Genomic DNA, 26,780 nt, shown 5'->3' with positions numbered 1-26,780 from the left:
GGTCGCCGCCTCATTCCGCGTCGGCGAACTGCGTGGTGTAGAGCTCCGCATACCGCCCGCCCGCCGCGAGCAGCGCGGCGTGCGTGCCGCGCTCCACGATCCGCCCGGCCTCGACCACGAGGATCTCGTCCGCGCTGCGCACGGTGGAGAGCCGGTGCGCGATCACGATCGCGGTCCGCCCGGCCAGCGCCTCCCCCAGCGCCTCCTGGATGGCGCGTTCGTTGGTGGAGTCCAGCGCCGCCGTCGCCTCGTCCAGCACCACGACGCGCGGAGCCGCCAGCAGCAGCCGCGCGATCGTCATGCGCTGCCGCTCGCCGCCGGAGAGGCGGTAGCCGCGCTCGCCGACCACGGTGTCCAGCCCGTCCGGCAGCGCCTCGACCACGGGGCGCAGGCGGGCCCGCTCGACGGCGTCCCACAGCTGCTCGTCCGTCGCGTCGGGGCGGGCCAGCGTCAGGTTGGCGCGCACGGTCTCGTGGAAGAGGTGGCCGTCCTGGGTCACCATGCCCACGGCCCGCTGCAGGTCCGCGAACGCGAGGTCCCGCACGTCCACGCCGCCGATCTCGACGGCGCCGGAGGTGACGTCGTGCAGGCGCGTGACGAGCGAGGCTATGGTGGACTTGCCCGCACCCGAAGAGCCCACGAGGGCCACGGTGGCCCCGGCGGGCACGGCCACGTCGATCCCGTGCAGCACCTCCTCGCCGCCGCGCGTGTCCAGCACGGCGACCTCCTCGAGGGAGGCCAGGGACACCTGCTCCGCGGTGGGGTAGGCGAAGCGCACGTCCCGCAGCCGCACGGACAGGGGCCCCTCCGGCAGGGCCGCGGGCCGCGCGGGCTCCGTGATGAGCGGCTCCAGGTCCAGGACCTCGAACACGCGCTCGAAGCTCACGAGCGCGCTCATGATCTCCACGCGGGCGTTCGCCAGCGCGGTCAGGGGGGCGTACAGGCGGGTCAGCAGCAGGGCGAGGGTGACGACGTCGCCGGCGTCGAGGGTGCCCGCGATCGCCTGGAGCCCGCCCACGCCGTACACGGCCGCGAGCGCGAGCGCGGAGACCAGGGTGAGCAGCGTGGTGAAGACGGCCTGGCGCACGGAGATGTCCACGCCGGTGGCGCGCACGCGGTCCGCGCGGCGGGCGAACTCGGCGGACTCGGCGGCGGGGCGGCCGAAGAGCTTGATGAGTGTGGCGCCGGGAGCGGAGAACCGCTCGGTCATCTGGTCGCCCATGGCCGCGTTGTGCCCGGCCCGCTCGCGGGACAGGCCCGCCAGCTTCGAGCCGACCGCCCGGGCCGGCAGCAGGAACAGCGGCAGCATCACGAGGGACAGGACGGTGACCTGCCAGCTGGTGGCCACCATCACGCCCAGGGTCAGCGCGACGGACACCACGTTCGCGACGACGCCGGAGAGCGTCCGCGAGATCGCCGACTGCGCCCCGATCACGTCGTTGTTCAGGCGCGAGACGAGCGCGCCGGTGCGGGTGCGCTGGAAGAACGCCACCGGCATGCGCTGCACGTGGTCGAACACGGCGGTGCGCAGGTCGTAGATGACCTGTTCCCCCAGCCCGGCGGAGAGCCACTTGGTGAACACGGACAGCGCCGCGTCGAGCACCGCCACGAGGGCGATCAGCAGGGCCAGCCGCACCACGAGCCCGCGGTCCGCGCCGCCGGTGATCGCGTTGACGACGTCGCCGGCCAGCACGGGCGAGGCCACGCCGAGCACCGCGCCCACGATGGACGCCGCGACGAACACGATCAGGCGGGTGCGGTACCGGCCCGCGAACGCGATGGTCCGGCGCACCGTGCCGCGGGCGAGGCTCTGCTGGGCGTCGGACTGCCCGCGGGTCATCCGCATCATGGACATCCGTGCCGCCGACTCCATGCTCATGGGCCCCTCCGCTCTCTCGACCGTTGGAGAGTCTAGGAACCGCCGGGCACGGGCGGGCGCGATTCCGCTTCCGGCGTCAGGCCGCCAGGCGCAGGTAGTCCCGCCACGCTTCGGCGGGCCGCTCCAGCTCGCGGATCCGCCACTGGGCCCCGCGCGGGCGCACCGGCTCCACCCGCAGCCGCCAGCCCAGGGCCTCGAGCGAGCGGTCCGCCTTCGCCCCGTTGCAGCGCAGGCAGCAGGCCACGAGGTTCTCCCACGAGTTCTCGCCGCCCCGCGAGCGCGGCCGCACGTGGTCCACGGTGGTGGCGTGGGCGCCGCAGTAGGCGCAGCGGTGTCCGTCCCGGCGCAGCACGCCCTTGCGGGAGACCGGGGCCGCATCCGTGTGGGGCACCCGGATGTACTGGTGCAGCAGGATCACGAGGGGTCGGCCCCACGCGCGGGTGGGGCTGCGCATCGGGTCACCGGCGTCCTCGAGCACGCTCGCCTTGCCGGTGGCCACGAGCAGCAGCGCCCGGCGGTCGGAGACGACCGAGAGGGGTTCGTAGCCGGCGTTGAGGACGAGTGTGCGCATCGGGGGCCTCGGAAGCGTGGGGACACAGGGGCGTCGTGTCCCCACGCTAGACGCGGGTGCATCGGCGCGCCGCGTGTCGCCTGCGGCGGCGGAAGAGGTTCACCGGCCCGTCACCGGGCCATCACGCCCCCGTCACGCACGACGACGGCGCGCCGCGCCTCAGCCGTCGAGACGCTCGACCCACACGTGCGCGGCCGTGGCCTCGGCCAGCTCGAGGGCCCCGCCGTCCGCGGCCGCGCCGTCCTCCGCCTCGCCCTCGACCCGGATGTACCCGGCGTCGCGGGCGGCCTCGGCACGCACCACACGGCCGGGGGTCACGCCGGCGCCGGCCAGCTGGGCCAGCAGCTCGGGGTCGGTCTGCACGCCCTCGGCCAGCCCGCGGACGCGGAACCGGCCGGCGGTGGCGGCCTCCTCGGAGAGCCGGGCGCCCGCCAGGCCCATGTCGCGGCTCCAGTCCTCGGCGGAGGCCTGCTCGGGCCGGGGCGGGATCGGGGTGCCGTAGGGGGTCTCGGTGGGGTTCTCCAGGAGCGTGAGCAGGCGGCGCTCCACCTGGTCGCTCATCACGTGCTCCCAGCGGCAGGCCTCCTCGTGGACGAGCTCCCACTCGAGGCCGATCACGTCCGCGAGCAGGCGCTCGGCCAGGCGGTGCTTGCGCAGCACGGACACGGCCCGCTCGCGGCCCGCCACGGTCAGCTCCAGCCGACGGTCCGCGCCCACGTGCACCAGCCCGTCCCGCTCCATGCGGGCCACGGTCTGGGAGACGGTGGGGCCGGAGTGCTCCAGACGCTCGACGATGCGGGCGCGCAGCGGGGGGATGCCCTCCTCCTCGAGCTCGAGGATCGTGCGCAGGTACATCTCGGTGGTGTCGATCAGATCCGTCATGGCACGTCCTCTTCCCTCGGGCTCTTCGTCCCGGACATCCTAGCGAGGCGTGAGTCACGTGGACGGCCGGTGGTCCCGGGCGCGGGAGAATGGGCGCGACCCGCGACCCCGAAGCGTCAGGAGCACGCATGACCTCCCCCGCCGAGATCACCATCCCCCAGGACCTGCTGCCGGCCGACGGCCGCTTCGGCGCCGGCCCCTCCAAGGTCCGCCCCGAGCAGCTGAGCGCGCTCCAGGACGCAGCCGGGCTGCTCGGCACGTCGCACCGTCAGAAGCCGGTCAAGGACCTGGTGGCGAGCGTCCGGTCGGGCGTCGCCGAGCTGTTCTCGGCGCCGGAGGGCTACGAGGTGATCCTCGGCGTCGGCGGCTCCACCGCGTTCTGGGACGCGGCCGCCTTCAGCCTGGTCCGCGAGCGCGCCCAGCATCTGAGCTTCGGCGAGTTCGGCTCGAAGTTCGCCAAGGCCACCGACCAGGCGCCGTTCCTGGCGCCGTCGGACATCCGCACCTCCGAGCCGGGCACCCGCCCCGAGCCGGAGGCCGTGGCCGGGGTCGACGTGTACGCGTGGCCGCACAACGAGACCTCCACCGGCGTGATGGCGCCCGTCGTCCGCCCCGCGGGCATCGACGAGGACGCGCTGGTCGTCGTCGACGCCACCTCGGCCGCGGGCGGCCTGCCGGTGGACGTGTCCGAGGCGGACGTGTACTACTTCGCGCCGCAGAAGAACTTCGCGTCCGACGGCGGTCTGTGGCTCGCGCTGTTCTCCCCGCGGGCCCTGGCGCGGGTCGCGGAGATCAAGGAGTCCGGCCGCTGGATCCCGGCGTTCCTGGACCTGGCCACGGCCGTGGAGAACTCCCTCAAGGACCAGACCTACAACACGCCCGCGCTGGCCACGCTCGTCATGCTGGACGCGCAGCTGCGCTGGATGAACGGTCAGGGCGGGCTGGACGCGATGACCGCCCGCACCGCCGACTCCTCCTCGCGCGTGTACGCGTGGGCCGAGGCGTCGTCGTTCGCCACGCCCTTTGTGGCCCGGTCCGAGGACCGCTCCGCCGTGGTCTGCACCGTCGACTTCTCCGACGACGTCGACGCGGCGGCGGTCGCCCAGGCCCTGCGCGCGAACGGCGTGGTGGACGTGGAGCCCTATCGCAAGCTCGGCCGGAACCAGCTGCGGATCGCGACCTTCGCCGCGACCGAGCCCGAGGACGTCGCGGCGCTGCTGCGCTGCATCGACCACGTGGTCGAGCGCCTGGCCTGAGCCGTCCCCGGACGGGGACACGGGCCCGCGGGGGACTCCACCGCGGGCCCGTTGCGTGTCCGCCCCGGCGGGTCAGCCGGGGCGCGCCGTCTCAGCCGCGGTCGTCCGGCGCGGTCTCAGGCGCCGGGGCGCCGGGCACACGGCCCTCGGCCACGGCCTTGAGCCGCTCGCGCTCCTCCTCGTTCACGCGCTCGGCGTACGGCACCCACGGGGGCGCCACGAGCGCACCCTCCCCCGCCATGAGGCCGGTCTCGCACACGGTGACCTGCTTGGCGCGTGGGGCCCGGGCGATCGTCACGTACCAGAGCCAGCCCGCGTAGCCGGGCATGCGGCACGCGAAGCGGTGCGTCAGGAGCCGGTCGTCGTCCACGAGCACGTCCACGTGCTCCCCCACCTCGTCCGGGGCGGCCAGCCCGGCCAGCCCCGCGCGGGCGGCGTCCACGGCGGCGGCGAGCAGCTCGTCGCGGCGCGGGGCCCGGCGACGCGCGGGCGGCGCGGCCGTCCTCTCCTCGGCGGGCGCGGGCTCGGCGTCGGGGCTCCGGTGGTCGACGCGCGGGGCGTCGTCGTGGGTGGTCATGGCTCAGGCCTCCAGGTCGTCGGCGACACGGCGCAGCACCTGCGCCATCTTCTGCGCCTGGGCGCGCTGGGGGTAGCGGCCGCGGCGCAGGCCGTTGGAGGCCTGGTCCAGCCACGTGATGAGGTCCTCCATGAGGACGGCCATCTCGGTGGCGCCGGGTCGGTGGTTGCGGACCACCGAGGGCGCGGCGTCGAGCACGCGCAGCGAGAGCGCCTGCTTGCCGCGGCGGCCCTCGGCCACGCCGAACTCCACGCGGGTGCCTCCGCGCAGCTCGGTCACCCCGGCCGGCAGGGCCGAGGCGGGCACGTGGACCTCCTCACCCTCGTCCGTCTGGGCGAACCCGAAGCCCTTGGTCGAGTCGTAGAACTTGATGCGTCCGGTGGGCATGTGCGTCACCTGCTCCTCGTCATGTGGGTCCACCGCGTCGGGCCGGCGCCGCAGGGGCGGCCGTGCTCTCGTCTCGGGTCGGCGGGGTCCGGCACCGGCGTGGCGGTGCGCCGCGGCATCGGTGGGACCAGCCTGGCCGTGCGCCCGGAGGGGACGGCGGAGGACGTGGTCGTCAATGACCTCCCAGGATAGCCCGACTAGAGTGGCAGGCATGCCTCGGACCTCCACCCTCCCCGCCTCCGCGCCCGCCGCCGACCCCGCCGATCACCGGGGCGGTCGTGGCGTCGTCCTGGTGCTGGGCGTGGCCGTGACGGCGGTGTCCGCTCTGGCCCTGGTGGTCCTGCTGGTCGCGTACTTCCTGGCGTGGCCGGCGTCCCCGGCGCTGTTCGCGCTCGCGCTGTTCGGCCTGCCCGTCGGCTTCGGCCTGATGCTGCTGCACGTCGTGCTGGGTGCCGTCCGGCGCTCGCGCCCCTGAGCCGCCGGGCCGACGACGCCCCGCGACATCCAGCGCCCTTTCAGGGTGCTCCCAGGTCGGAGCGGTTGACTGGGTCCCATGCAGCCTCAGAACCCCGAAGCACGCCTCCTGGTGGTGGACGACGAGCCCAACATCCGCGAGCTGCTCTCCACATCCCTGCGCTACGCCGGCTTCGAGGTCACGGCCGCGGCCAACGGCCGGGAGGCCCTGGACGCCGCCGAGGAGTTCCAGCCGGACCTGGCCGTGCTGGACGTGATGCTCCCGGACATGGACGGCTTCACCCTGACCCGCCGCCTGCGCTCCGCCGGCCGTCACTTCCCCGTCGTGTTCCTCACCGCGCGGGACGGCACCGAGGACAAGATCACCGGCCTGACGGTCGGCGGCGACGACTACGTGACCAAGCCGTTCTCCCTCGACGAGGTGGTCGCCCGCATCCGCGCCGTGCTGCGCCGCACTGCCTCCCTCGACGACGACGACGCGGCGGTGCTGCGCGTGGACGATCTCGAGCTCGACGACGACGCGCACGAGGTCCGCCGCGGCGGCGAGGTCGTGGAGCTCTCCCCCACCGAGTTCAAGCTGCTGCGCTACCTCATGATGAACCCGAACCGGGTGCTCTCGAAGGCCCAGATCCTGGACCACGTGTGGGAGTACGACTTCAACGGGGACGCCTCGATCGTCGAGTCCTACATCTCCTACCTGCGCCGCAAGATCGACGTCGGCGGCCACGAGAAGATGATCCACACCAAGCGCGGCGTCGGCTACATGCTCCGCACCGCGGACAAGCGCTGACGTGCGTGCGCGGCTCGACGCCGCGGCGGCCCACGTCCGCCATCCGCGCGCCTGGCTGAGGGGCACGTGGCAGGGGCAGTCCCTGCGCACCAAGCTGGTCGTGATGATCGCGGCGCTCATGCTGGCCCTGGTCGCCGTCACCGCCGTGGCGACCGCGGTGCTGTTCCGCCAGGAGGCGGTGCGCCAGCTGGACGAGGACATGGCCGCCAACCGGGACACCGTCTCGATGTACCTGGCCAACGTCGCCCAGACCGGCGAGTACTACATGCCGCAGCTGCCCATCCTGCGCTTCTACGGCGTCGTGTGGGACAACGAGGGCGCGCGGGTCGTCCAGACCCCGGTGATGCCGGGTGCGGACGAGCCGGCCCTGCCGGACATCACCCCGGCCGAGGCCCTGGAGCGCGGCTCCGCCTCCTTCGAGGTGCCCGGCACACAGCCGGACTCGAGCGGCTGGCGCGTGCAGCTGTACGGGCTCAGCAGCGGCGACGGCACCATGGCCGTGGCCCTTCCCCTGCAGAGCGTGACCTCCTCCGTCGAGCGCGTCACCTCGATCGTCGTGACCATCGGCCTGCTCGCGACGGCGGGCACCGTGATCGTGGCCAACCTGGCGGTCCAGCGCGCGTTCCGCACCCTGAACCGCGTGGAGCGCACCGCCGCCAAGATCGCCGCCGGCGACCTGAGCCAGCGCGTGGAGAGCGCGGCGCCCGACACCGAGGTGGGCCGGCTCTCCCGCTCTCTCAACGCCATGCTCGCGCACATCGAGTCCGCGTTCCGGGACAAGGAGATCTCCGAGGACAAGATGCGCCGCTTCGTGCAGGACGCCTCCCACGAGCTGCGCACGCCCCTGGTCACCATCCGCGGGTTCTCCGAGCTGTACCGGCACGGCGGGCTGCGCGAGGAGGAGGACGTCGCCGCCGCCATGCAGCGCATCGAGTCCGAGGCCACCCGCATGACCCGCCTCGTGGAGGACCTGCTCACCCTGGCCCGTCTCGACGAGCAGCGCCCCCTCGAGCACGCCCCGGTGGACCTGCTCATCCTCGCGATGGACTCCCTGATGGACGCGTCCGTGAACGCCCCGGACCGCAAGGTCACCCTCGTGGGCCCCGACGACGACCGGGCGGCCCCGGCGCCCATCCTCGGCGACGAGAACCGGATGCGCCAGGTGGTCGTGAACCTCATGACCAACGCCCTGCGCTACACCCCCGCCGGCACCCCCATCGAGATCGCGGTCGGCACCGTCGACCACCTCGGCGGCCAGGCGGGGGCGGACGGTGCGGGCCGCAGCTCCGTGATCGAGATCCGTGACCACGGGGCGGGCGTGTCCGAGGAGGACCGTGCCCGCATCTTCGAGCGGTTCTACCGCGCGGACACCTCCCGGCACCGCGAGACGGGCGGCACGGGGCTCGGCCTGGCCATCGTCGCGGCGATCGTGGCCCAGCACGGCGGCTCCGTCCGGCTGCTGGAGACCGAGGGCGGCGGCGCCACCTTCTCCGTCCACCTGCCGTGGGCACCGTTCGAGGACGAGGCGGACGAGGACGTCGAGGACGAGCGCCTGCCCGCACGGGACACCGACGACGACGCGGCCGGTCCGCCCACCGGCCCCCTCGCCCTGGCCGCGCCGTCGGGCGCCGGCGCCAGCGCCGCGGACGCCGCCCGGAGCAGCCGCCTGCTGCGTGCGGCGGAGCGGTTCCGTCGCGCCTCGGCCGAGCGCCGCCGTCGGGCGTCTGCTCCTGCACAGGCGCCTCAGGCCGACCCCCCGTCCCCAGGCGAGGACGACCCGGCGGCGGAGCGGGACGCCCGTCCCTAGCGTGGTGCCCGGCGGCACCCGCCGCCCATCAGCACTCGTCAGAGGGGACAGTCACATGAGCATCGTGCAGATCGACGTCGAGGACCTGCGGGCCAAGAGCGGGGCGGTGGAGGGCTCCATCGGACGCCTCCAGGCGGAGGTGAGCACCATGGAGGCCAACCTGCGCCAGCTGCAGGACACCTGGCGCGGCCAGGCGGCCGCGAACTTCCAGGGCGTGCTCACCGAGTGGCGCGCCACCCAGCAGCGCGTGGAGGAGTCCCTGGCGGGCATCCGCCGCGCGATGGACGCCGCCGCCACCCAGTACCAGGACGCGGAGACCGCCAACGCCGCGATGTTCCGGTTCTGAGCGCCCGGAACGGACCGGGGCGCGGCCGGCCGGCCGCGCCCCGGTCCGTGCTTCCTAGAGTGGAGGCATGACCGTCCTGATCGACCCGCCCGCGTGGCCCGCCCACGGCACCGTGTTCTCCCACCTCGTCTCCGACGCCTCCCTCGAGGAGCTCCACGCGTTCGCGCGGGCAGCAGGGCTCTCGGAGCGGGCCTTCGACCGGGACCACTACGACGTGCCCGCGCACCGACGTGCCGAGCTCGTGGCCCGCGGGGCGGTGCCCGTCACCGGACGGGAGCTGGTGCGTCGGCTCGCCGCCTCGGGGCTGCGCGTGCCCGCCCGGAGCCGCGCCGAGAAGCGGGACGTCGTCCTCGCCCGGCGCTGGGCGCGGCTGTTCGAGGGCACGGCGGCGAGCCCGGATGCGGTGACGACGGCGGGACGCGACCTGCTGGCCCGCTGGGCGGAGCCGCATCGGCACTACCACGACCCGGCCCACCTGCTCGCGGTGCTCGAGTCCGTGGACCTGCTCGAGCGGGCGGGGGCGGAGACCGGGCCGGATCCGCGTGCGGTCCGCCTGGCCGCGTGGTTCCACGACGCCGTCTACGCCGGGGACCCCACCGCGCCCGCCGGCCAGGACGAGGCGGACTCGGCCGCCCTGGCCCGGGACGTGCTCACCGATCCGCGGCTGGCCGTGCCGGCCGACGTCGTCGACGAGGTGGCACGCCTCGTGCTGCTCACCGCCGCCCACGACCCCGCCCCGCACGACGCGGCCGGGGCGGTGCTCTCGGACGCGGACCTCGAGGTCCTCGGCCGCTCCCCCGAGGCCTACGCCCGCTACGTGGCCGCGGTGCGGCGGGACTACGCGCACGTGTGCGACGCGGACTGGGCCCGCGGTCGCGGCGCGGTGCTGGACGCCCTGCTGGACGCCGGGCCGCTGTATCGGACCGCGCCCGGCCGAGCACGGTGGGAGGCCGCCGCCCGCCGCAACCTGGCGGCGGAACGAGCCGCGCTGTCGGCCTGAGCGGGGCGCCCCGGTGCCGGCCCCGGACGCGGCGAGGCCCGCCTCCCCGGACGGGGAGACGGGCCTCGCTGGCTGGGCGCCCGAACGGGCCGGGCCGGCTCAGCGGCTGATCACATCATGCCGCCCATGCCGCCCATCGGGTCCATGCCCTCGGCGCCGGCGGCGGCCTTCTCGGGCTTGTCCGCGACGACGGCCTCGGTGGTCAGGAACAGGCCCGCGATGGACGCGGCGTTCTGCAGGGCCGAGCGGGTCACCTTCACCGGGTCGTTGATGCCGGCGGCCAGCAGGTCCTCGTACTCGCCGGTGGCGGCGTTCAGGCCGTGACCGTCGTCGAGGGTCTTGACCTTGTCCGCCACGACGCCGGGCTCCAGGCCGGCGTTGAAGGCGATCTGCTTCAGCGGGGCCTCGATGGCGACCTTCACGATGTTCGCGCCGGTGGCCTCGTCGCCCTCGAGCTGCAGGCCGCCGAACGCCTTGGCGCCGGCCTGGATCAGGGCCACGCCGCCGCCGGCGACGATGCCCTCCTCCACGGCGGCCTTGGCGTTGCGCACGGCGTCCTCGATGCGGTGCTTACGCTCCTTGAGCTCCACCTCGGTGGCCGCGCCGGCCTTGATGACGGCCACGCCGCCGGCCAGCTTGGCGAGGCGCTCCTGCAGCTTCTCGCGATCGTAGTCCGAGTCGGTGTTCTCGATCTCGGAGCGGATCTGGGCCACGCGGCCGGCGATCTGCTCGGCGTCGCCGCCACCCTCCACGATGGTGGTCTCGTCCTTGGTGACGACCACCTTGCGGGCGGTGCCCAGCAGGTCGAGGGTCGCGTTCTCCAGGGACAGGCCCACCTCGGAGGAGATGACCTGGCCGCCGGTGAGGATGGCGATGTCGGCGAGCATGGCCTTGCGGCGGTCACCGAAGCCCGGGGCCTTCACGGCCACGGACTTGAAGGTGCCGCGGATCTTGTTGACCACGAGGGTGGCCAGGGCCTCGCCCTCGACGTCTTCGGCGATGATCAGCAGCGGCTTGCCCGACTGCATGACCTTCTCGAGGATCGCCACCATGTCCTTCACGGAGGAGATCTTCGAGTTGACGATGAGGATGTAGGGATCCTCGAGGACGGCCTCCTGGCGGTCCGCGTCGGTCACGAAGTAACCGGAGATGTAGCCCTTGTCGAAGCGCATGCCCTCGGTGAGCTCGAGCTCGAGGCCGAAGGTGTTGGACTCCTCGACGGTGATGACGCCCTCCTTGCCGACCTTGTCCAGGGCCTCGGCGATGAGGGAGCCGATCTGCTTGTCCGCGGCGGAGATCGAGGCGGTGGCCGCGATCTGGTCCTTGGTCTCGATCTCGCGGGAGGCGGAGAGCAGCTCGGAGGTGACGGCCTCCACGGCCTTCTCGATGCCGCGCTTCAGGGACAGCGGGTCGGCGCCCGCGGCCACGTTGCGCAGGCCCTCGCGGACCAGCGCCTGGGCCAGCACGGTGGCGGTGGTGGTGCCGTCGCCGGCGACGTCGTCGGTCTTCTTGGCGACCTCCTTGACGAGCTCCGCGCCGATCTTCTCGTACGGGTCCTCGAGCTCGATCTCCTTGGCGATGGAGACGCCGTCGTTGGTGATGGTGGGGGCGCCCCACTTCTTCTCCAGCACCACGTTGCGGCCGCGGGGGCCGAGGGTCACCTTCACGGCGTCGGCCAGGGTGTTCAGGCCCTTCTCCAGGCCGCGGCGGGCCTCTTCGTCGAATGCGATGGTCTTGGCCATGTGCAGGTCCTTTCTGGACGTCGGCTTCCTACTTCTGGTGGCTGACCCGCGCCGATGCCCGCGACGGACGGCCCCTGGGGGCCTCATCGGTGGACAGGTCCTCCTCCACGGCGCCGGACCGACCGGGGTACGGCTGGCAGTCGCGCCTTCGGAGTGCTAACCCCATTATGAGCACTCGCACCGGGAGAGTGCAAAGGGTCCGCGGTGCGGGAGCCCGCTCTTCCGCGGACGGCGGACGGCCCCCGGCAGAACGCCTCGGGAGGCGCCCCGCCGGGGGGCCGGGAAGGGTGCGCGTCCGGCACGGCCGCACGGCGGGCGGGTCAGCCGGTGACGACCACCGCGACGCCGTTCACCTGCAGGTTCGGGGTCTGCATGACCGGGAAGCCGAGCTCCTTGCCGACCGCCTCGGCGGCGGCCTTGTTGGCCGAGCCGTTGTACAGGACGGTGGAGGACTGGATGCCGTAGCCGCTCCAGTTCTTCGCGTCCACCGAGGTGTAGCCGGCGCTCGTGAGCCGCTGCGCGTAGGAGGCGGCGAGGCCCTGGGAGCGGGTCGCGTTGTACACGGTGACGTGGGTGCCGCGCACGGCCGCGGACTGCGCGGCCGCACGAGAGCTCGACGCGGCCGCAGACTGCGCGGCCGCACGGGAGCTCGACGCGGCCGCGGACTGCGAGCGCGAGGCCTCCGCCGCGGCGGCCGAACGGGACGCGGCGGCGCGCGAGGACTCCGCCGCCTGGACGGCCGCCGCCGACCGGGACGCCTCTGCGGACTGCGCGGCGGCCTCGGAACGCGAGGCCTCCGCCGCCTGTGCCTCGGCGGCGGCACGGGACGACTCAGCGGCCTCCGCGGCGGCACGGGACGACTCGGCGGCCCGGGACGACTCGGCGGCTTCTGCGGCGGCCGCCTCCTGCGCCACCCGCGAGGACTCAGCCGCGGCCGCAGCCGCGGAACGGGACGCCTCCGCCGTGTCCTCGGACGGGGTGGCGGACTCGGTCGCGGATGCAGTCGACGCCGACGCGGAGGACGCCGAGGAGGACTCGGACGACGCCGACGTCGACGTCGACGGCGACGGCTCGACCGCCGGGGCCGTCGTCGAGCTCTCGGCGGCGACGGGCTCGGAGCGGTCGCCGGTGAGCCACGGCAGGACGACGCCCACGAACAGGCCGGCGAGCAGGACGAGGCCGGCCACCCAGAGCAGCGGGCTCAGGCGGCGACCCCCGCCCGCGGCGGTCGCGCCGGCAGCGGCGAAGGACTCGCGGTGCGCGCCGCGCTGGTCCGTGTACTCGGGGACCTCGTCGAAGCGGTCGGGCTGGTAGGCCATGGGTCAGTTCTCCTGGCGGGAAGCGGGCGTGGACGGCGCCGGATCCGCGGGTCCCCTCCGGGCCCGGCTGCGGGTGCCGCGCTTGCGCAGCAGCCGCGTGACCAGCAGGGGTCGGTAGGCCAGGGCGGCCTCACGGTCCAGCAATCCGTTCAACACCTGATAATAGGCGGTCGGAGGCAGCCCCAGACGCTCTCGGACGGCGTGGTCCTTGGCCCCGCCGTACCGCCAGGTGGCGGCCTCCAGGTCCAGGACCGCACGCTCCAGGTCCGTCAGCTCGTCCCGTCGCGCCCGCGCGCGGGCACCCTCGTCCGGGGCCGGATCGGGCGAGACGGGCGTGGGGTGGGACATGGCGGCCACTGTACCCACCCGGTCTACTCTCGGGGCATGGAGTTCATCGCGCCCCTGGATCCGGGCTGGGAGGCGGCCCTCGCCCCGCAGGCCGCCGCGTTCGAGCAGGTCGGCGAGGCCCTGCGTGCCCGCCGGGCGGCCGGAGAGCAGGTGCTGCCGGCGCCGGAGCACATCCTGCGGGCGTTCCGTCAGCCGTTCGCGGACGTCCGCGTCCTCGTGCTGGGCCAGGACCCCTACCCGACGCCGGGCCATCCGATCGGCCTGAGCTTCGCGGTGGACCGCCACGTGCGGCCGCTGCCCCGCTCCCTGGCCAACATCCACCGGGAGCTGCACGACGACCTCGGCATCACCCCGCCCGCCCACGGCGACCTCTCCGCGTGGACGGACCAGGGCGTGCTGCTGCTGAACCGCGCCCTCAGCGTGCGGGCCGGCGCACCCGGCAGCCACCGCGGCCTCGGCTGGGAGCAGATCACGGAGGCCGCGGTGCGGGCCCTCTGCGCGCGCGGCACCCCGCTCGTGGGGCTGCTGTGGGGAGCCGACGCGCGGCGCATGGCGCCGCTGCTGGCGGCGGCGGGGGCCGGCGTCGTGGAGTCCCCGCATCCCTCTCCCCTGAGCGCCCACCGCGGGTTCTTCGGCTCCCGGCCCTTCAGCCGGGTGAACCGGCTCCTCGAGGCGGCCGGCGCGGCGCCGGTGGACTGGCGCCTGCCCGACTGAGCCGAGCCGCCGGTCAGCGGCGCTGGTGCATCACGAGTTCGGTGGGCAGCAGCGTGCCCATCCGGTCGGTGATCGGCTTGACCAGGGTGTTGCCGAAGGCGACGCCGGCCGCGATCGCCACGACGATGACCGCGGCGTTGAACAGTCCCTCGACGCCCAGCAGCGTGGCCCCGGTCTCCACGGTGAACCCGTAGACGGACCGGAACATGGTGAGTCCGGGAAGCAGGAACAGCATGGACGGCAGGACGATCACGAGCGCCGGGGCTGCGAGCCGCTGGGCCACCAGGCGGCCGAGGAACCCGACCGCCGCCGCGGCGACCGCGGGCACCAGCCGGTCGCTGACCCCGATCTGCTGCGCCGCCAGGTACGCGCCGAAGCCGGCCCCGGACACGAGACCGCAGGCCAGGATCTGGGGCCACCGCGACTGCTCCACCACCGCGTCCGCCATGCCCGCGGCCATCACGAGGCCCAGCAGCAGCAGCGGCGGATAGCTCAGCGTCCCCGCCTCGGCCAGGTCCAGCTGTTCGAATCCCAGGAGATCCCCGATGCCCACGGCGATCATGATCCCGGCCATCACGCCGGCGAACACGAGCAGCGCGGAGAGGAAGCGGCCCGCGGCGGTCACCGGGAAGCCGTGGATGGCGTCCTGCACCGCGGTGACGAACCTCGCCGTGGGCAGGAGCATCATGATGCCGCCGGCGATCACCAGCGCCGGGTTGACCGGCAGGTCGAGGGCGTGGGCCATCAGCGCGATCACCGTGGCCGTGATCGCCCCGAACATCGTGGAGAAGATCTCCGGGAAGCGCGCCTTGTCCGCCTGGACCTTGAGCCAGAAGACCAGCCAGGTGGAGACCATGCCCAGGGCCGCGCTCGTCCAGGTCCCCCCGATGAACGGCACGAAGCAGGCCACGAACACGCCGGAGAAGAGGACCTCGAAGACGGCGGGGAACGGCTTGGGCTGATGCCGGATCTCCACGAGCCGGCGCTGGGCCTCGGCCCGGTCCACCTCGCCCGCGGCGATCTCCTCGACGAGCCGGTGGACGGCCACGAGCCCCTCGAAGTTCACCGAGGACGAGCGGACCACCCGCTGGAGGGTGAACGGGGTCTCACCGCGTGAGGAGTCGGGCGCGTAGTTCAGGGAGATGGACTGGTTGGTCAGGTCCACCTCGGTCTCGAGGATCCCGTAGGCCTGCGTGGCCACGATGATCGAGGTCTCCACGTCCAGCGAGGCCGCGCCGAAGCTGAACATCGTCTCGCCCAGCTTGAGCGCGAAGTCCAGGGTGGTGCGGGCCTCGAGGGCCTGCGCCTCCGCGCGGCGCTGCTGCAGCGTGGAGCGCATGCGGCGCCCGTACGGCGAGGAGTGCAGGCGGTCGGCCAGCACGAGCGCCTGCGTCGGCAGGTTCTCGACGAAGACCTCGCGGGAGCGCCGGCCGCGCCGACGCCCGCGCTTCTCGGGCGGGCCCACGGGGACCACCGGGTCCGGGACGGTGACGTCCGGCTCGGGGATCACATCCGGGGCGGGCAGGGCGCCGTCGGCCTCCGCGGGCGCCAGGACGGAGGTGGGCACCTGCTCGGACGGCGGCGGCTCGGTCAGGGGCGCGTCCGCGGCCGGCTCCGGCAGCGTCTCCGCCTCCGGCTCGGCCGATTCCTCCGGCTCCGGCGCCGGCGTCGAGACCGGATCGGCGGCGGCGGGGCGGACCACGGGCGGCAGCGGCTCCGTCGGCTCGACGGCGACCGCGGCCGGGTGGGCCGACTCCGCCGGGTCGAGGTCGAGCAGGCCGGGGTCCTCCGGGTCGAGCGTGAGGTCGCCGACAGCGGCGGCGTCCTCGGCGCCGGCCGGGCGCAGCACGGGGATGAGCGTGGGGACGGCCGGGGGCTCCGCGATGCGGGGGTCGAACCGCGCCGGCTCCTGGGTGCCCTCCTGCTCCATGCGGCTCACCCTCTCCTTCCGTGTGCGGGCGCTGGACGCGCCACGGCGGTGGGCCGAGCCCCCCGCCGACGCGTCCATCCAACCACGCCGGCACCTCCCCCGCCGGGGCCGTCGGCACCGCGGCCCGGGGACGCGAAAGGGCCCTCCCGGAGGAGGGCCCTGCTGCGGTGGATCTTACTGGACTCGAACCAGCGACCTCTCGCGTGTGAAGCGAACGCTCTAACCAACTGAGCTAAAGATCCGGGCGTCGCCCCATGGGGGTGACAACTCGAAGAACGATACCTCAGGCGGCGCCGCCTGTCCACCCGGGCGACGGCCGCCCCGCGCACGGCGGAGCGGCCGTCGAGAGCCGACGAGCACGTCAAGGCGTCGGTCAGCGTGGCGCCGGGCTCGACGCCGCCCTGGGCGACCAACGAGGTCCCGGCGCCCGGGGCGGGCTCCGGTCAGGAGCTGCCGCCGAGGGAGGAGACCGCCCTGGTGGCGTCCGCCAGGCCGGCGCCGCAGCCCGCGGAGCAGGACACGGGCATGGACCGGGCCGTGGACGTGAGGGTGGACTCGACCTGGGCCGGGGTGAGGCTCGGCCGCTCGGCCAGCAGCAGGGCGGCCAGGCCCGCGACGTGCGGGGTGGCCATCGAGGTGCCGTTGTAGGCGGCGTGGCCGGCCGTCGTCGGGGTGGTGGCGCCGTTGTTCACGGTCGAGATGATGTTCGCGCCCGGGGCGGTCACGTCCACGGCGGAGCCGTAGTTCGAGAACGAGGCGCGGGCGCCCTGCGAGGTGGAGGCGGCCACCACGATGGTGTTCCGGCAGTTGGCCGGGCGCACGTTGGCGGCGGGCTGGTTCTCGTTGCCCGCCGCCACGACGACGGGCACGCCGCGGGAGACGGCCGCGTTGATCGCGTTCTGGTAGGTGGTGCCGCACGTGCCGGAGCCGCCGAGGGACATGTTGATGACGTCCGCCGGGTTCGGGTTGGCCGGCACGCCCGCCACGGTGCCGCCGGCGGCCCACACGACCGCGTCGGCGATGTCGGACAGCGAACCGCCGCACTTGCCGAGCACGCGGATGGGCTGGATCTTCGCGTTCGGGGCCACGCCGACGACACCCTGGGAGTCGGCCACGGCCGCGACGGTGCCCGCCACGTGGGTGCCGTGCCACGAGGAGTCGGAGGCACCGGCGGTGCCGCACTCGCCAGCGGCGTACCAGTCGCCCTCGTCGCGCGGGTTGGAGTCGCGGCCCCCGCCGTCGCGCGCCGCCCTGCCGTCGGAGATGAAGTCGTAGCCGGGCACGACGTTGCGGTCGAGGTCCGGGTGGGAGGTGATGCCGGTGTCGATGACGGCCACGGTCGCACCGGAGCCCGTCGTGCGGTCCCACGCACCGGGGACCCGCATGCCGTGGGTGCCGGTGAAGCCCCACTGCTGCGAGTAGAGGGCGTCCACGGGACTCAGGCCGGTGGCGGTGAGGATGGCGTCCGGCTCCACGGCCTCGACCGCCCCGGAGGCCTTCAGGTCGGCCATGAACTTCGCGGACTCGGCCTGGTCCAGCTTGCGGTCCGCCTTGATCACGCGGGAGCCGAGCGCGGTCTCACGCAGCTCCTTCACGGAGACGCCGGCCTCCTTCGCGGCCTTGCCCCAGGCGTTGGCTCGGCCCTTCGCGTGGGCGGTGGCGGCGGTCTCCTTGTAGGTGACGATGAAGGAGTCGTAGCCGTCGGCGTTCGGGTCCTCGACCTGCGCCGCCGCCAGGGGCGAGGCGGCGGTCGGGGTGGCTGCCGGTGCGGCGGGGGCGTCGCCGGAGGGGGCCGCGAGCGCGGGGGACGAGGTCAGGGTCCCGCCGGCGAGGACGGCGCCGGCCACGAGGGCGCCGATGCGGCGGCGGGTGCTGCGGAGTGGGGAGGACTGCACGGGATCTCCTCGGAGTTCTGGGCCACCGGACGCGGGTGCCCGAGGGGCTCGGGCCGGGGTGACTGGGATCACGGTAAGGTCACGATTCCGTCACGACGAGGCCCAGGGTCGAAGTCTGGCGGATGGTCGAGGCATCTCTGGCGGATCCGCCAGCCGAGCCCGGCGGATGGCCACGGGCGCGCACAGCGGCGCCCCAGCGTCGGCCCGCGCCGGACACGACGACGGCGCCGCGCCCTCCCGGCGGAGGTGCGCGGCGCCGTCGGGCCCGCGGTGGGGTGGAGCCCCCTGCCGGATTCGAACCGGCGACCTGCTGTTTACAAGGCAGCTGCTCTGGCCAGCTGAGCTAAGGAGGCCTGCGGCCGGCGCCCGGGGCGCCGCGGCCGGCCCTTTCAGCGTACAAGGCCCGGGCGGACGGCGCGGGGCGCCCCCTGCGTGGGGACGCCCCGCGGACCTCGGCGACGGGTCAGCCGGGTCAGCCGGCGATCTTGGCGCCCGCCCAATCGGCGAAGGTCTTGTCCTCGCCGTCGAGGGCCCAGTTCTTCCCGTCCACGAACACGGTGGGGGTGCCGGCCACGCCGGCGACGCGCGCCTGGCGGGTGGTGTGCTCGACCGCGGAGCGGAACGTGCCGTCCTCGACGCAGGAGGCGATGTCCGCGCCGTGCTCCTGCGCGAGCTGCGTGATCGCCGCGTTGTCCAGGCCCTTGCCCTGGTGCTCGTCGTAGGTGGCGAACAGGGCGGCCACGAAGCCGTTGTAGGCCTCGGGCTTCTGGTCCGCCACGCAGTACGCGGCGTTGGCGGCGCGGGCCGAGTAGTTCTGGTTGTTCGGGGCGCTCAGGTAGTCCACCATCCGGTACTCGACCGTGGCCTCGCCCTGTTCGAGCCACTGCTCGATCTGGTCCGCGTTGGAGGTCTCGAAGTCCGCGCAGTGCACGCAGTTGAAGTCCGCGTAGAGCACGATCCGCGTCGGCTCGCCGTCCGCCCGGGCCTCGGTGTCCGGCAGGGTCTCGGGCTGGGAGCTCGCGGACTGCTTCGGCACCTCGATCCTCGAGGGGTCGACCTCGCGTTCTCCCGCGCCCTCCGCCAGGCCCGTGGCCGAGGTCAACTCGATGCCGCCCTGCTCGTTCGTCACGGCAGGGATGGGGCCGGCGGCCGCGGCGTCGTCGCCGTTGCGGTTGAGCACGAACGCGACGACGAGGCCGATCACGAGCACCGCCGCGAGGACCGAGCCCCAGATGACGCCGGTGCGGCGGCGGCGGTCCTTCCTGCGCTGCTCCTCCTGGATCTGGCGGGCACGCGCACGGGCGTCCTTCGCCGAGGTGTGCGAGCCTGACGTGTTCCGGGCCAAGGGTCCTCCTCGTGGGGCAGTCGGTCCGGGTCGAGCACCGGAGCCGGCGGGCAGCGGGCGCGCCGCGCCAGGCGAGCATAGCGGCCCTGTCTGGAAGGATCGTGACCATGGACACCGTCGAGACCCCCTCCCCCGTCGATCGACTGACCATCACGGGGGCCCCCTCGGGGGACGCCTCCGAGGACCCGGCGACGTCGCTGCTCGCCCTGCCCTGGGCGCTCCCCCTCGAGACGTGGCCGCGTGAGGTGCTGGCGGCCCTGCCGCGGGGCATCTCCCGTCACGTGGTGCGCTTCGCCCGCATGGGCGGGGGCATCGTGGCGGTGAAGGAGACCACGGAGGAGCTCGCGTTCCACGAGTACCGGCTGCTGCGCCGGCTCGAGCGGGGCCCCGCGCCGTCGGTGGTGCCGGTGGCCGTGGTCACCGGGCGCACCCACGACGACGGCACGCCGCTGCCCGCCGCCCTCGTCACCCGGCACCTGCGCTTCTCCCTGCCGTACCGCGCCGTGTTCTCGGAGCGCCTCGAGCGCCGCACCCTCGTGCGGCTCATGGACGCGCTGGCGACCCTGCTCGTGGAGCTGCACCTCGAGGGGTTCTTCTGGGGTGACGTCTCCCTGTCCAACGTCCTGTTCCGGCGCGACGCGGGCGGGTTCGCCGCCCACCTGGTGGACGCCGAGACCGGCGAGCTCCGGCAGCGCCTGTCCACCGGGCAGCGCGAGCACGACCTGGACGTGGCCGCCGTGAACGTGGGCGGCGAGCTGCTGGACCTGCAGGCCAGCGGGCTGCTGGACCCGGAGGTGGACCCCGTCACCACGCCGGACCTGCTCGTGGCCTCCTACCGCCGGCTGTGGGACGAGCTGACCGGGCCCCTGCTGTTCCCCCGCGCCGAGCCGTGGCGCCTGGACCGCCGCGTCCGCCGCCTGCAGGAGCTCGGCTTCGAGCTGGCCGAGTACTCGCTGCGCGCCGCCGACGCCCCCGGGATGATGATCGCCCGACCCGTCGAGATCCACGCGGGCTACCACCGCCGTCGGCTGACCCGCCTCACGGGACTCGAAGTCCAGGAGAACCAGGCCCGGCGGCTGCTCGTCGACATCGAGGCCGCCCGCCGGGAGTGGGACCCGTACATGGACATCGAGAGCGCGGCGCACCGCTGGGTGGTGGAGGTGTTCGACCCCGTGGTCCACTCGGTGCCCCTCGAGCTGCGGGCCAAGCTCGAGCCCGCCGAGGTGATGCACCAGCTCCTCGAGCACCGCTGGTACCTCTCCGAGGCCCGCGGCCAGGCCGTGCCCCTGCAGGAGGCGGTGGACTCCTACGTGGACACGGTGCTGCGGACCCGCCGCGACGAGGACGCGGTGGCGCTGCACCCCACGACCACCATGCTGCGCGCCGTCCCACCCGCGGACGCGGACTGACGCCGGCCGCGGCTCAGCGGCGCAGGAGCAGGAAGCCGGGGGCCGGGACCGCCGCCGGCACCGCGCCGGGGCCGAGGGGGCCGTCGTCGCCGTGGCCGGCGAGGAGCTCGGCCCGCGTCAGGTCCGCGGGCACGGGCAGCGGCTCCGCGCCGAGGGCGACGAGCAGGATGACGTCGGCGTCCTCGCCGGCGCGGGTGAGGCGCACGTGGCGCCGGGCCGCGTCCACCTCGGCCCGGACGCGGTCGCGGCGAGGGTCGGTGAGCTGGGGCAGCGTGCGGCGCAGGCCGATCAGGGTGCGGTAGGCGGCGAGCACGCGCGCCCCGCGGCCGTGGCCGTCCGCGCCGCCCGCGGCCTCCGCCCAGTCCAGCACCGCCGCGTCCCGCGTGGCGGAGTCCTGCGGGTCGGGGACGTCGGCCGGGTCCCAGCCGTGGGCAGCGAACTCGCGGCGACGTCCCTGCCGGACGGCGTCCCCGAGCTCGGGCTCGCGGAACGAGGTGAAGAACGGCCACGGCGTCGAGGCCGCGAACTCCTCCCCCATGAAGAGCATCGGCACGTGCGGGCCGGTCAGCAGCAGGGCGGCCTCGGCCGCGAGCGCGCCCTCGGACAGGGCGGCCGCGGTGCGGTCGCCGCCGGCGCGGTTGCCCACCTGGTCATGGTTCTGGATGCTGGCCACCCACGCATGGTTGGGGAGGGCGTCCGGCACGGGGCGCCCGTGGTCGCGGCCGCGGAAGGTGGAGCGGGTGCCGTCGTGGAAGTAGGTGCGCTCCATGACCTTGGCCACCGCCTCCAGCGGGGCGAAGTCCGCGTAGTAGCCGTGGGTCTCCCCCGTCGCGGCCACGTGCAGGGCGTGGTGGACGTCGTCGTTCCAGGCCGCGGCGAGGCCGAGCCCACCGGCCTCGCGGGGCAGCACCAGACGCGGGTCGTTGAGGTCGGACTCGGCCACGAGGGGCACGGGTCGGCCGGCACGGGCCGCGATCCCGTCCGCGAGCGCGGCCATCTCCTCGAGCAGGTGCACGGCGCGGGCGTCCCGCAGGGCGTGCACCGCGTCGAGGCGCAGCCCGTCCACGCGCATCTCCTCGAGCCAGAAGCGGACGTTGTCCAGGACGAGCCGGCGCACCTCGTCCGAGTCGGCGCCGTCCAGGTTCAGGCCGTCGCCCCAGCCGGTGCCGCCCTGACCCAGATACGGCCCGAACACCTGCAGGTAGTTGCCGGAGGGGCCCAGGTGGTTGTGCACGACGTCCTGGACCACGCCGAGGCCGGCGGCGTGGGCGGCGGCCACGAAGCGGCGGTAGGCGGCGGGGCCGCCGTAGGACTCGTCGACGGCGAACCACGCCACCCCGTCGTAGCCCCAGTTCCGAGGGCCGGAGAAGGAGTTCACGGGCAGCAGCTCGACGTGGGTGACCCCGAGGTCCCTCAGGTGCGGCAGGCGGGCGATGGCGGCGTCGAGGGTCCCCTCCGCCGTGAAGGTCCCCACGTGCAGCTCGTAGAGGACGGCGCCGCGCAGGCCGCCGCCCTGGGGCGCGGCCGGATCGGACTCCACCCCGGGCGGCCCGGCCCAGCCCTCGTCCGGCCACGCGAAGACGCGGCCGGCGACGTCGCGGCGGGAGGGCCCGTGGACCGTGTCGGGCTGGCGGCGGGAGCGGGGGTCCGGCACGGGGTCCGCCCCGTCCACGCGGTAGCCGTAGCCGGGGTCGGCCGGCGGCTGGGCGGCGTCGAGGCCAAGGGCGGCCAGCGGGTCCTCCGTGGGCGTCCACCAGCCTCCGGCGGCGGGGGCCATGGCCACGACGGCGGCGACGGGCCAGCGGTCCTCGGCGTCGTGCAGGGCGCCGGGCTCGGTGTCGACGAGGACGAGGTCGACGCTCTCGGCGTGCGGCGCCCAGACGGCGTAGGGGATGGCGCGCGCGGCGTCGACGGCGGCCCGCTCGGCCGCGGCGGGGTCCACGGGGTCGGAGCCGATCGGGTGCAGGCCCGGGGCGGGGGCGTCGGCCGGACGGGGCTCGGTCACGGGGCGGTCCTCTCTCGGCGGTCGGACGGGGCGTGCGCCGGGACGAGCAGCGCGACGGGCAGGGTGCTGAGCAGTTCGTCGAGGCGCACGGCGCCGCGCGCGTCCGGGTGGACGGGGTGGCCGGTGACGGCGTCCTCCCACCGCCCAGCCGGCACGGTCACGACGGTCTGGCCCCAGCCACCCGCGGCCGCGAGGCGGACGGGCCAGCGCGTGGCCACGGCGAGCGCCCCGCCCCGGTCGAACGCGATCGCGTGTTCGGCGGCGGGGCCGGAGACGTCGAGCGGGCGGTGGCCGGTGAACAGCTCGGGCCGGTCGCGGCGGGCGCGCAGCACGCCGGCCACGACGGCCAGCTTGGCGGCGGCGGGGTCGTCGAGGCCGGGCGTGTGGCCGGCGTCGAGGCGGTCCAGCAGGTCGGCCCGGGCCGCGAAGTCCACGGGGCGGCGGTTGTCCGGGTCCACGAGGGTGGGGAAGGGCACCTCCGTGCCCTGGTAGACGTCGGGGACGCCGGGGGCGGCGAGCTGGACGAGCTTGTGGCCGAGCTGGACCACCAGGCCGGGCTCGGCGATGCGGTCCGCGACGGCCTGGAGCACGCCCCGGGCAGGCCCCTCGGGGGAGGTGACGGCGGCGGCGAGTGCGGCGAGCCGGGCCTCGAACTCGGGGTCCTGGTCCGTCCAGGTGGTGGCCAGGGCCGCCTCGCGGGAGGCCTTCTGCAAGAAGCCGAGGATCCGCTCCTCCTCCGGCGTGGTGCCGTCCGTGGGCCAGACCCCCACGATGGACTCCCAGAGCAGCCGCTCCGCGTCGGGGTGGCCGAGCGGGTGGAGGCGCCTCAGCTCCGCGAGCTCGGCGGCCCAGCGGTCGGGCTCCTCGGCGAGCACGGCGATGCGGGCGCGCACGTCCTCGCCGCGCTTGGTGTCGTGGGTGCTCAGGGTGGTCATGGCCGTCGGCCAGGCGGCCTGGCGCGCCTGCTGGGCGGCGTGGAAGTCGGCCAGGGACAGGGCGACGTGGGAGGGGTCTCCGCCGACCTCGTTCAGATTGGCCCACCGGGTGTACCGGTAGAAGGACCGGTCCTCGACGCCCTTGGCCATCACCATGCCGGAGGTCTGCTGGAACCGGCGGGCCACGGGCGAGTCCGGGTCGGTCAGCTCGGGCCGCAGGTCGCCGAGCACGTCGGCGAGGCCCGGCTCCGCCGCGGCCGCGTCCGCCAGCGCGCCCTCGAGCACGGCCAGGCCCACGGGCAGGTAGGTGCGGTACACGGGCAGCCGGGCCAGCACAGCGGCGAACGCGGCGGCCACGTCCTCGTCCGGGTGGGCACCGAGGGCGTGCACGGCGCGGACCTCCCGGACCAGCCGGGCGGTCTCGGCCGCGAGGGGGCCGGTGGCCACGTCGTGCTTGGCCCGCACCACGGCCTCGTCCCACTCCCGACGACGGCGCGCGTCCTCGGCCGCATCGCCGGCGGCCTCGGGGTGCATGAAGACGCGTTCGACCTCGCCGAGCGCGTCGTAGCCGGTGGTCCCGTCCACGGGCCAGTCCGCGGGCAGCGCCTCACCGGGCTCGAGGATCTTCTCCACCACGAGGTAGCCCTCCGGGAGCACGTGGGAGCGCAGGCGCCGCGCGTAGCCAGCCGGGTCCGCCAGGCCGTCCGGGTGGTCCACGCGCAGCCCGTCCACGAGCCCTTCGCGGATCCAGCGGGCGGGTTCGGCATGGACGGCGTCGAAGACCTCGGGCTCCTCCACCCGGACGCCCGCGAGCGTGGTGACGGTGAAGAACCGGCGGTAGTTCAGCTCGGCGTCACCGCGGCGCCAGCCGACCAGCCGGTAGTGCTGGCGGTCGTGCACGGCGCGGGCCAGGCGGGCCTGCTCCGCGGTCGGCTCCTTCGCCGGGTCCGCCGCCGCGAAGACCTCCGCGGCGCGCAGCCCGGTCTCCGCCTCGGCCGCCTCGAGCGATCCGGGGGCGAGGGGGTAGACGTTGTCCCAGTAGCGCAGACGGCCGCCCTCGGCGTCGACGACGAGACGGTCCAGTTCCGCGTCCGCGTCCCCGTCAGGGCCGTCTCCCAGCACGGGGATGAGCAGGGACCCGCCGCCGGCCGCCCAGTCCACGTCGAACCACGCCGCATGCGCCGCCTCGGGACCGTGGGTGAGCACGTCCCACCACGCCGGATTGGCCTGGGGCGTGGCCACGCCCACGTGGTTCGGCACGATGTCCACGAGCACGCCCATGCCCGCCTCGTGCGCGGCGCGCGCGACCATGTCCAGCCCCTCGGCCCCGCCGCGGGCGGCGTCCAGCCGGGTGGGGTCCACGACGTCGTACCCGTGGTCGGAGCCGGGCTCGGCCTCGAGCAGCGGCGAGAGGTAGAGCCAGTCCACGCCCAGGCGCCGCAGATAGGGCACGAGCCCGGCCACGGACTCCAGCGGCAGATCCGGGCTGACCTGGAGCCGGTAGGTGGACGCGGGGGCGGAACGGACGGTCGAGGTGCTCACGCGGCGACGCTAACAGAGGCCCCCGACGCGGCATCAGGCCCGACGGGCCGGGGCGGGAAGGTCAACGCGTCTCGACCGGACGGGCGAAGATGTCCTCCCCGACGACGGGCTCGCCCGAGGACTCCAGCAGGACCATCTCGTCGCGCAGCACGGTGCCGTCGGCCTGGGTCAGATCGGCCACGAAGCCGGGGCCGGACTGGCGGATGCGGTCCACCGCGGTGTAGCCGTACTTCGCCTCGAGGTTGCCGCGGAACGCGTCCAGACCCTGGACGTGCAGGACGGCGCCCGTCGCGCCGAGGGCGACGGCGGCCGCGAGCGCGACAGCCCCGACCCCGCGCTGGGTGCGGGTGTCCTCGAGGAGTCCGATCTCCGGGTTGCGGCCGTGGGTCGCGGCGAAGCGCCGGTGCCGCCGGGCACGCCACAGGCCGACGACCACGAGCGTGCCGCCGACCACGAGGGTCAGTGAGGCCAGCCAGTAGAGGATCCAGGGGGTCACGAGGTCGACGTTCGCAAAGTCCATGTCCCAGTGTGACACAGGCCTCACTCCGGCGGGAGGGCACGCGGCCGGTCGCGCCTCGTCAAGGCAGCGGCCGGCCCCGCGCCGCGGTCCACAGGCGGTGCCACTGCGCGGAGTCCATCGCCTCGGCCGCGGCGGCCGCCTCGGCGCACGCGGCGACGCGCTCCGGGTCCTGGGTGCCGATCACGGGCCGCACGCCCCACGGCAGGCGCAGCAGCCACGCGAGCACCACGGCCTCCCGACTGACGCCCAGCTCCGCTGCGACCTCGCCGACGACGCCGGCCGCGCCGTCGTCGCCGGAGCTGAACCGGCCCTGGCCCAGCGGCCCCCAGGCCTGCAGCTCGATCCCCTCGGCGGCGCACACCGGGCCGAGGCGCCCGGCGTCGGCGTCCGCGGGGGCGTCCGGGTGGTTGGCGAGCACGACCGCCTCCACGAGGGTGCGGTGGTGCAGGCCGAGCTCGACCTGGACGCACGCCAGCCCGGTCCCGTCCGCCGCCTGGCTCTCGAGCTCGCGCTGGAACTCGAGGACGCGGCCCACGCCGAGGTTGGAGACGCCCAGCTTGCCGACCAGGCCCGCCTCTCGCGCGTCGAGGAAGGCGCGCACGGTGTCGGCCACGGGCGTGAGGACGTCGGGCCGGTGGATGATCAGGGTGTCTACGCGCTGCTCGCCGAGGCGGGCCAGCGAGCCCTCCAGCGAGGCGCGCACGTGCTCGGGCGAGGAGTCGTAGCGGGTCAGGCGCCGCCCGGCCGGGTCCGTCTCGTGCAGGACGATCCCGCACTTGGTCTGCACCTTCAGGGCGGAGCGCTCCTCATAGGGCAGCTCGTGCAGCAGCCGGCCGACGGTCTCCTCGGAGCGGCCGGCCCCGTAGATGTCCGCGGTGTCCAGCAGATCGACGCCGGCCTCGATCCCGGCGCGCAGGGCGCGGCGGGCACGCTCCACGGCCGCCTCGGCCTGCGCTGCGCCCGCGGGCCCCTCCGGCCCCGCCCCCGGATCGGCGCCCGGGGGCGGCGGGGGAACGGACCCCCAGGCCATGGTCCCGAGGACGATCGGGGTGGCCGGGGTCGGGTCGGGGTCGAGCGGCGGATGCGTGGGGGCTGTGCTCATGGCCT

The 26,780-nt window shown here is 74.8% G+C and carries 23 protein-coding genes and 2 tRNA genes; 8 read left to right on the top strand and 17 right to left on the bottom strand.

Translation table 11 applies throughout. The features are described 5' to 3' along the window. Positions 1-10: 10 nt before the first annotated feature. The 3 genes from AC3RJ9_RS01795 to AC3RJ9_RS01785 all read right to left on the bottom strand — a co-directional run bounded on the left by AC3RJ9_RS01795 (position 11) and on the right by AC3RJ9_RS01785 (position 3,332). The gene (locus tag AC3RJ9_RS01795; protein WP_186319878.1) at positions 11-1,879 is read right to left on the bottom strand and encodes an ABC transporter ATP-binding protein; all 1,869 of its coding nucleotides are present in this window, start codon (positions 1,877-1,879) and stop codon (positions 11-13) included. Between the two features lie 76 nt (positions 1,880-1,955). Beyond that, positions 1,956-2,450 (bottom strand): HNH endonuclease, encoded by a 495-nt coding sequence (locus tag AC3RJ9_RS01790; protein WP_020628346.1) that lies wholly within the window; start codon positions 2,448-2,450, stop codon positions 1,956-1,958. Positions 2,451-2,609: 159 nt separating this feature from the next. Continuing rightward, positions 2,610-3,332 (bottom strand): metal-dependent transcriptional regulator, encoded by a 723-nt coding sequence (locus AC3RJ9_RS01785; protein WP_020628347.1) that lies wholly within the window; start codon positions 3,330-3,332, stop codon positions 2,610-2,612. A gap of 128 nt (positions 3,333-3,460) precedes the next feature. On the opposite strand from AC3RJ9_RS01785, the gene serC reads away from it, so the two are divergent. Next, on the top strand, positions 3,461-4,588 hold the full coding sequence (gene serC / locus AC3RJ9_RS01780) for a phosphoserine transaminase (protein WP_020628348.1): 1,128 nt from the start codon (positions 3,461-3,463) through the stop codon (positions 4,586-4,588). A 91-nt stretch (positions 4,589-4,679) separates the two neighbouring features. Here serC and AC3RJ9_RS01775 read toward each other — a convergent pair whose 3' ends face one another. Both AC3RJ9_RS01775 and AC3RJ9_RS01770 read right to left on the bottom strand, forming a co-directional pair. Then, positions 4,680-5,165 carry a DUF3027 domain-containing protein gene (locus AC3RJ9_RS01775; RefSeq protein WP_101967277.1) on the bottom strand — a complete coding sequence of 162 codons (486 nt, stop codon included), beginning with the start codon at positions 5,163-5,165 and terminating at the stop codon, positions 4,680-4,682. A gap of 3 nt (positions 5,166-5,168) precedes the next feature. After that, positions 5,169-5,552 (bottom strand): cold-shock protein, encoded by a 384-nt coding sequence (locus AC3RJ9_RS01770; RefSeq protein ID WP_010079414.1) that lies wholly within the window; start codon positions 5,550-5,552, stop codon positions 5,169-5,171. A gap of 211 nt (positions 5,553-5,763) precedes the next feature. Between AC3RJ9_RS01770 and AC3RJ9_RS01765 the strand changes: the two genes are divergently transcribed. The 5 genes from AC3RJ9_RS01765 to AC3RJ9_RS01745 all read left to right on the top strand — a co-directional run bounded on the left by AC3RJ9_RS01765 (position 5,764) and on the right by AC3RJ9_RS01745 (position 9,969). Beyond that, positions 5,764-6,027, top strand: coding sequence for a hypothetical protein (locus AC3RJ9_RS01765; protein WP_010079416.1), 264 nt, complete (start codon positions 5,764-5,766; stop codon positions 6,025-6,027). 78 nt (positions 6,028-6,105) lie between these two features. Further along, positions 6,106-6,816, top strand: coding sequence for a response regulator transcription factor (locus tag AC3RJ9_RS01760; protein ID WP_489727675.1), 711 nt, complete (start codon positions 6,106-6,108; stop codon positions 6,814-6,816). 1 nt (position 6,817) lies between these two features. After that, the gene (locus AC3RJ9_RS01755) at positions 6,818-8,623 is read left to right on the top strand and encodes a sensor histidine kinase (RefSeq protein ID WP_010079418.1); all 1,806 of its coding nucleotides are present in this window, start codon (positions 6,818-6,820) and stop codon (positions 8,621-8,623) included. A 55-nt stretch (positions 8,624-8,678) separates the two neighbouring features. Continuing rightward, on the top strand, positions 8,679-8,969 hold the full coding sequence (locus tag AC3RJ9_RS01750; RefSeq protein WP_010079419.1) for a WXG100 family type VII secretion target: 291 nt from the start codon (positions 8,679-8,681) through the stop codon (positions 8,967-8,969). Positions 8,970-9,036: 67 nt separating this feature from the next. Further along, complete coding sequence (locus AC3RJ9_RS01745; RefSeq protein WP_010079420.1) at positions 9,037-9,969, top strand: DUF4031 domain-containing protein; 933 nt, start codon at positions 9,037-9,039, stop codon at positions 9,967-9,969. A gap of 110 nt (positions 9,970-10,079) precedes the next feature. On the opposite strand, the gene groL is transcribed toward AC3RJ9_RS01745, so the two are convergent. The 3 genes from groL to AC3RJ9_RS01730 form a co-directional block, all read right to left on the bottom strand. Further along, positions 10,080-11,711 carry a chaperonin GroEL gene (gene groL, locus AC3RJ9_RS01740; protein ID WP_036315916.1) on the bottom strand — a complete coding sequence of 544 codons (1,632 nt, stop codon included), beginning with the start codon at positions 11,709-11,711 and terminating at the stop codon, positions 10,080-10,082. Between the two features lie 320 nt (positions 11,712-12,031). Next, positions 12,032-13,030: a LytR C-terminal domain-containing protein gene (locus tag AC3RJ9_RS01735; RefSeq protein ID WP_101967274.1), complete on the bottom strand. Its 999-nt coding sequence runs from the start codon at positions 13,028-13,030 to the stop codon at positions 12,032-12,034. A gap of 3 nt (positions 13,031-13,033) precedes the next feature. Next, complete coding sequence (locus tag AC3RJ9_RS01730) at positions 13,034-13,378, bottom strand: DUF3263 domain-containing protein (RefSeq protein ID WP_152743975.1); 345 nt, start codon at positions 13,376-13,378, stop codon at positions 13,034-13,036. A 36-nt stretch (positions 13,379-13,414) separates the two neighbouring features. On the opposite strand from AC3RJ9_RS01730, the gene AC3RJ9_RS01725 reads away from it, so the two are divergent. Continuing rightward, positions 13,415-14,092: a uracil-DNA glycosylase gene (locus AC3RJ9_RS01725; RefSeq protein ID WP_101967273.1), complete on the top strand. Its 678-nt coding sequence runs from the start codon at positions 13,415-13,417 to the stop codon at positions 14,090-14,092. A 13-nt stretch (positions 14,093-14,105) separates the two neighbouring features. Here AC3RJ9_RS01725 and AC3RJ9_RS01720 read toward each other — a convergent pair whose 3' ends face one another. From AC3RJ9_RS01720 to AC3RJ9_RS01700, 5 genes are all read right to left on the bottom strand, one after another. Continuing rightward, entirely contained in the window at positions 14,106-16,022 is a 1,917-nt protein-coding gene (locus AC3RJ9_RS01720) for a threonine/serine exporter family protein (RefSeq protein ID WP_206496027.1), read from the bottom strand. A 168-nt stretch (positions 16,023-16,190) separates the two neighbouring features. Then, positions 16,191-16,264, bottom strand: a tRNA-Val gene (locus tag AC3RJ9_RS01715). A gap of 201 nt (positions 16,265-16,465) precedes the next feature. Next, positions 16,466-17,917: a S8 family peptidase gene (locus AC3RJ9_RS01710; protein WP_233569911.1), complete on the bottom strand. Its 1,452-nt coding sequence runs from the start codon at positions 17,915-17,917 to the stop codon at positions 16,466-16,468. A 276-nt stretch (positions 17,918-18,193) separates the two neighbouring features. After that, a tRNA-Thr gene (locus AC3RJ9_RS01705) sits at positions 18,194-18,270 on the bottom strand. 119 nt (positions 18,271-18,389) lie between these two features. Then, the gene (locus tag AC3RJ9_RS01700) at positions 18,390-19,262 is read right to left on the bottom strand and encodes a DsbA family protein (RefSeq protein ID WP_036315925.1); all 873 of its coding nucleotides are present in this window, start codon (positions 19,260-19,262) and stop codon (positions 18,390-18,392) included. Between the two features lie 107 nt (positions 19,263-19,369). Here AC3RJ9_RS01700 and AC3RJ9_RS01695 point away from each other — a divergent pair, with 107 nt between their 5' ends. Next, positions 19,370-20,671 (top strand): DUF4032 domain-containing protein, encoded by a 1,302-nt coding sequence (locus AC3RJ9_RS01695; RefSeq protein WP_036315928.1) that lies wholly within the window; start codon positions 19,370-19,372, stop codon positions 20,669-20,671. 13 nt (positions 20,672-20,684) lie between these two features. Here the strand turns inward: AC3RJ9_RS01695 and treZ are convergent, their stop codons facing one another. The 4 genes from treZ to AC3RJ9_RS01675 all read right to left on the bottom strand — a co-directional run bounded on the left by treZ (position 20,685) and on the right by AC3RJ9_RS01675 (position 26,775). Then, a complete protein-coding gene (gene treZ, locus AC3RJ9_RS01690; protein WP_101967271.1) occupies positions 20,685-22,676 on the bottom strand; it encodes a malto-oligosyltrehalose trehalohydrolase in 1,992 nt (663 codons plus the stop codon). After that, entirely contained in the window at positions 22,673-25,153 is a 2,481-nt protein-coding gene (gene treY, locus AC3RJ9_RS01685; RefSeq protein WP_489727674.1) for a malto-oligosyltrehalose synthase, read from the bottom strand. The genes treZ and treY overlap by 4 nt, the downstream gene beginning before the upstream one ends. Before the next feature lie 61 nt (positions 25,154-25,214). Next, entirely contained in the window at positions 25,215-25,673 is a 459-nt protein-coding gene (locus tag AC3RJ9_RS01680; RefSeq protein WP_020625726.1) for a hypothetical protein, read from the bottom strand. Positions 25,674-25,731: 58 nt separating this feature from the next. Continuing rightward, positions 25,732-26,775 (bottom strand): aldo/keto reductase, encoded by a 1,044-nt coding sequence (locus tag AC3RJ9_RS01675; RefSeq protein ID WP_123244019.1) that lies wholly within the window; start codon positions 26,773-26,775, stop codon positions 25,732-25,734. Between the last annotated feature and the right edge of the window lie 5 nt (positions 26,776-26,780).

This window comes from Micrococcus sp. 63XJN7_6_ISO-PGPR-S23-444 (assembly GCF_058072765.1).
The sequence above is the reverse complement of the archived record's forward strand: the minus strand, read 5'-3'. Positions and strand labels throughout refer to the sequence as shown.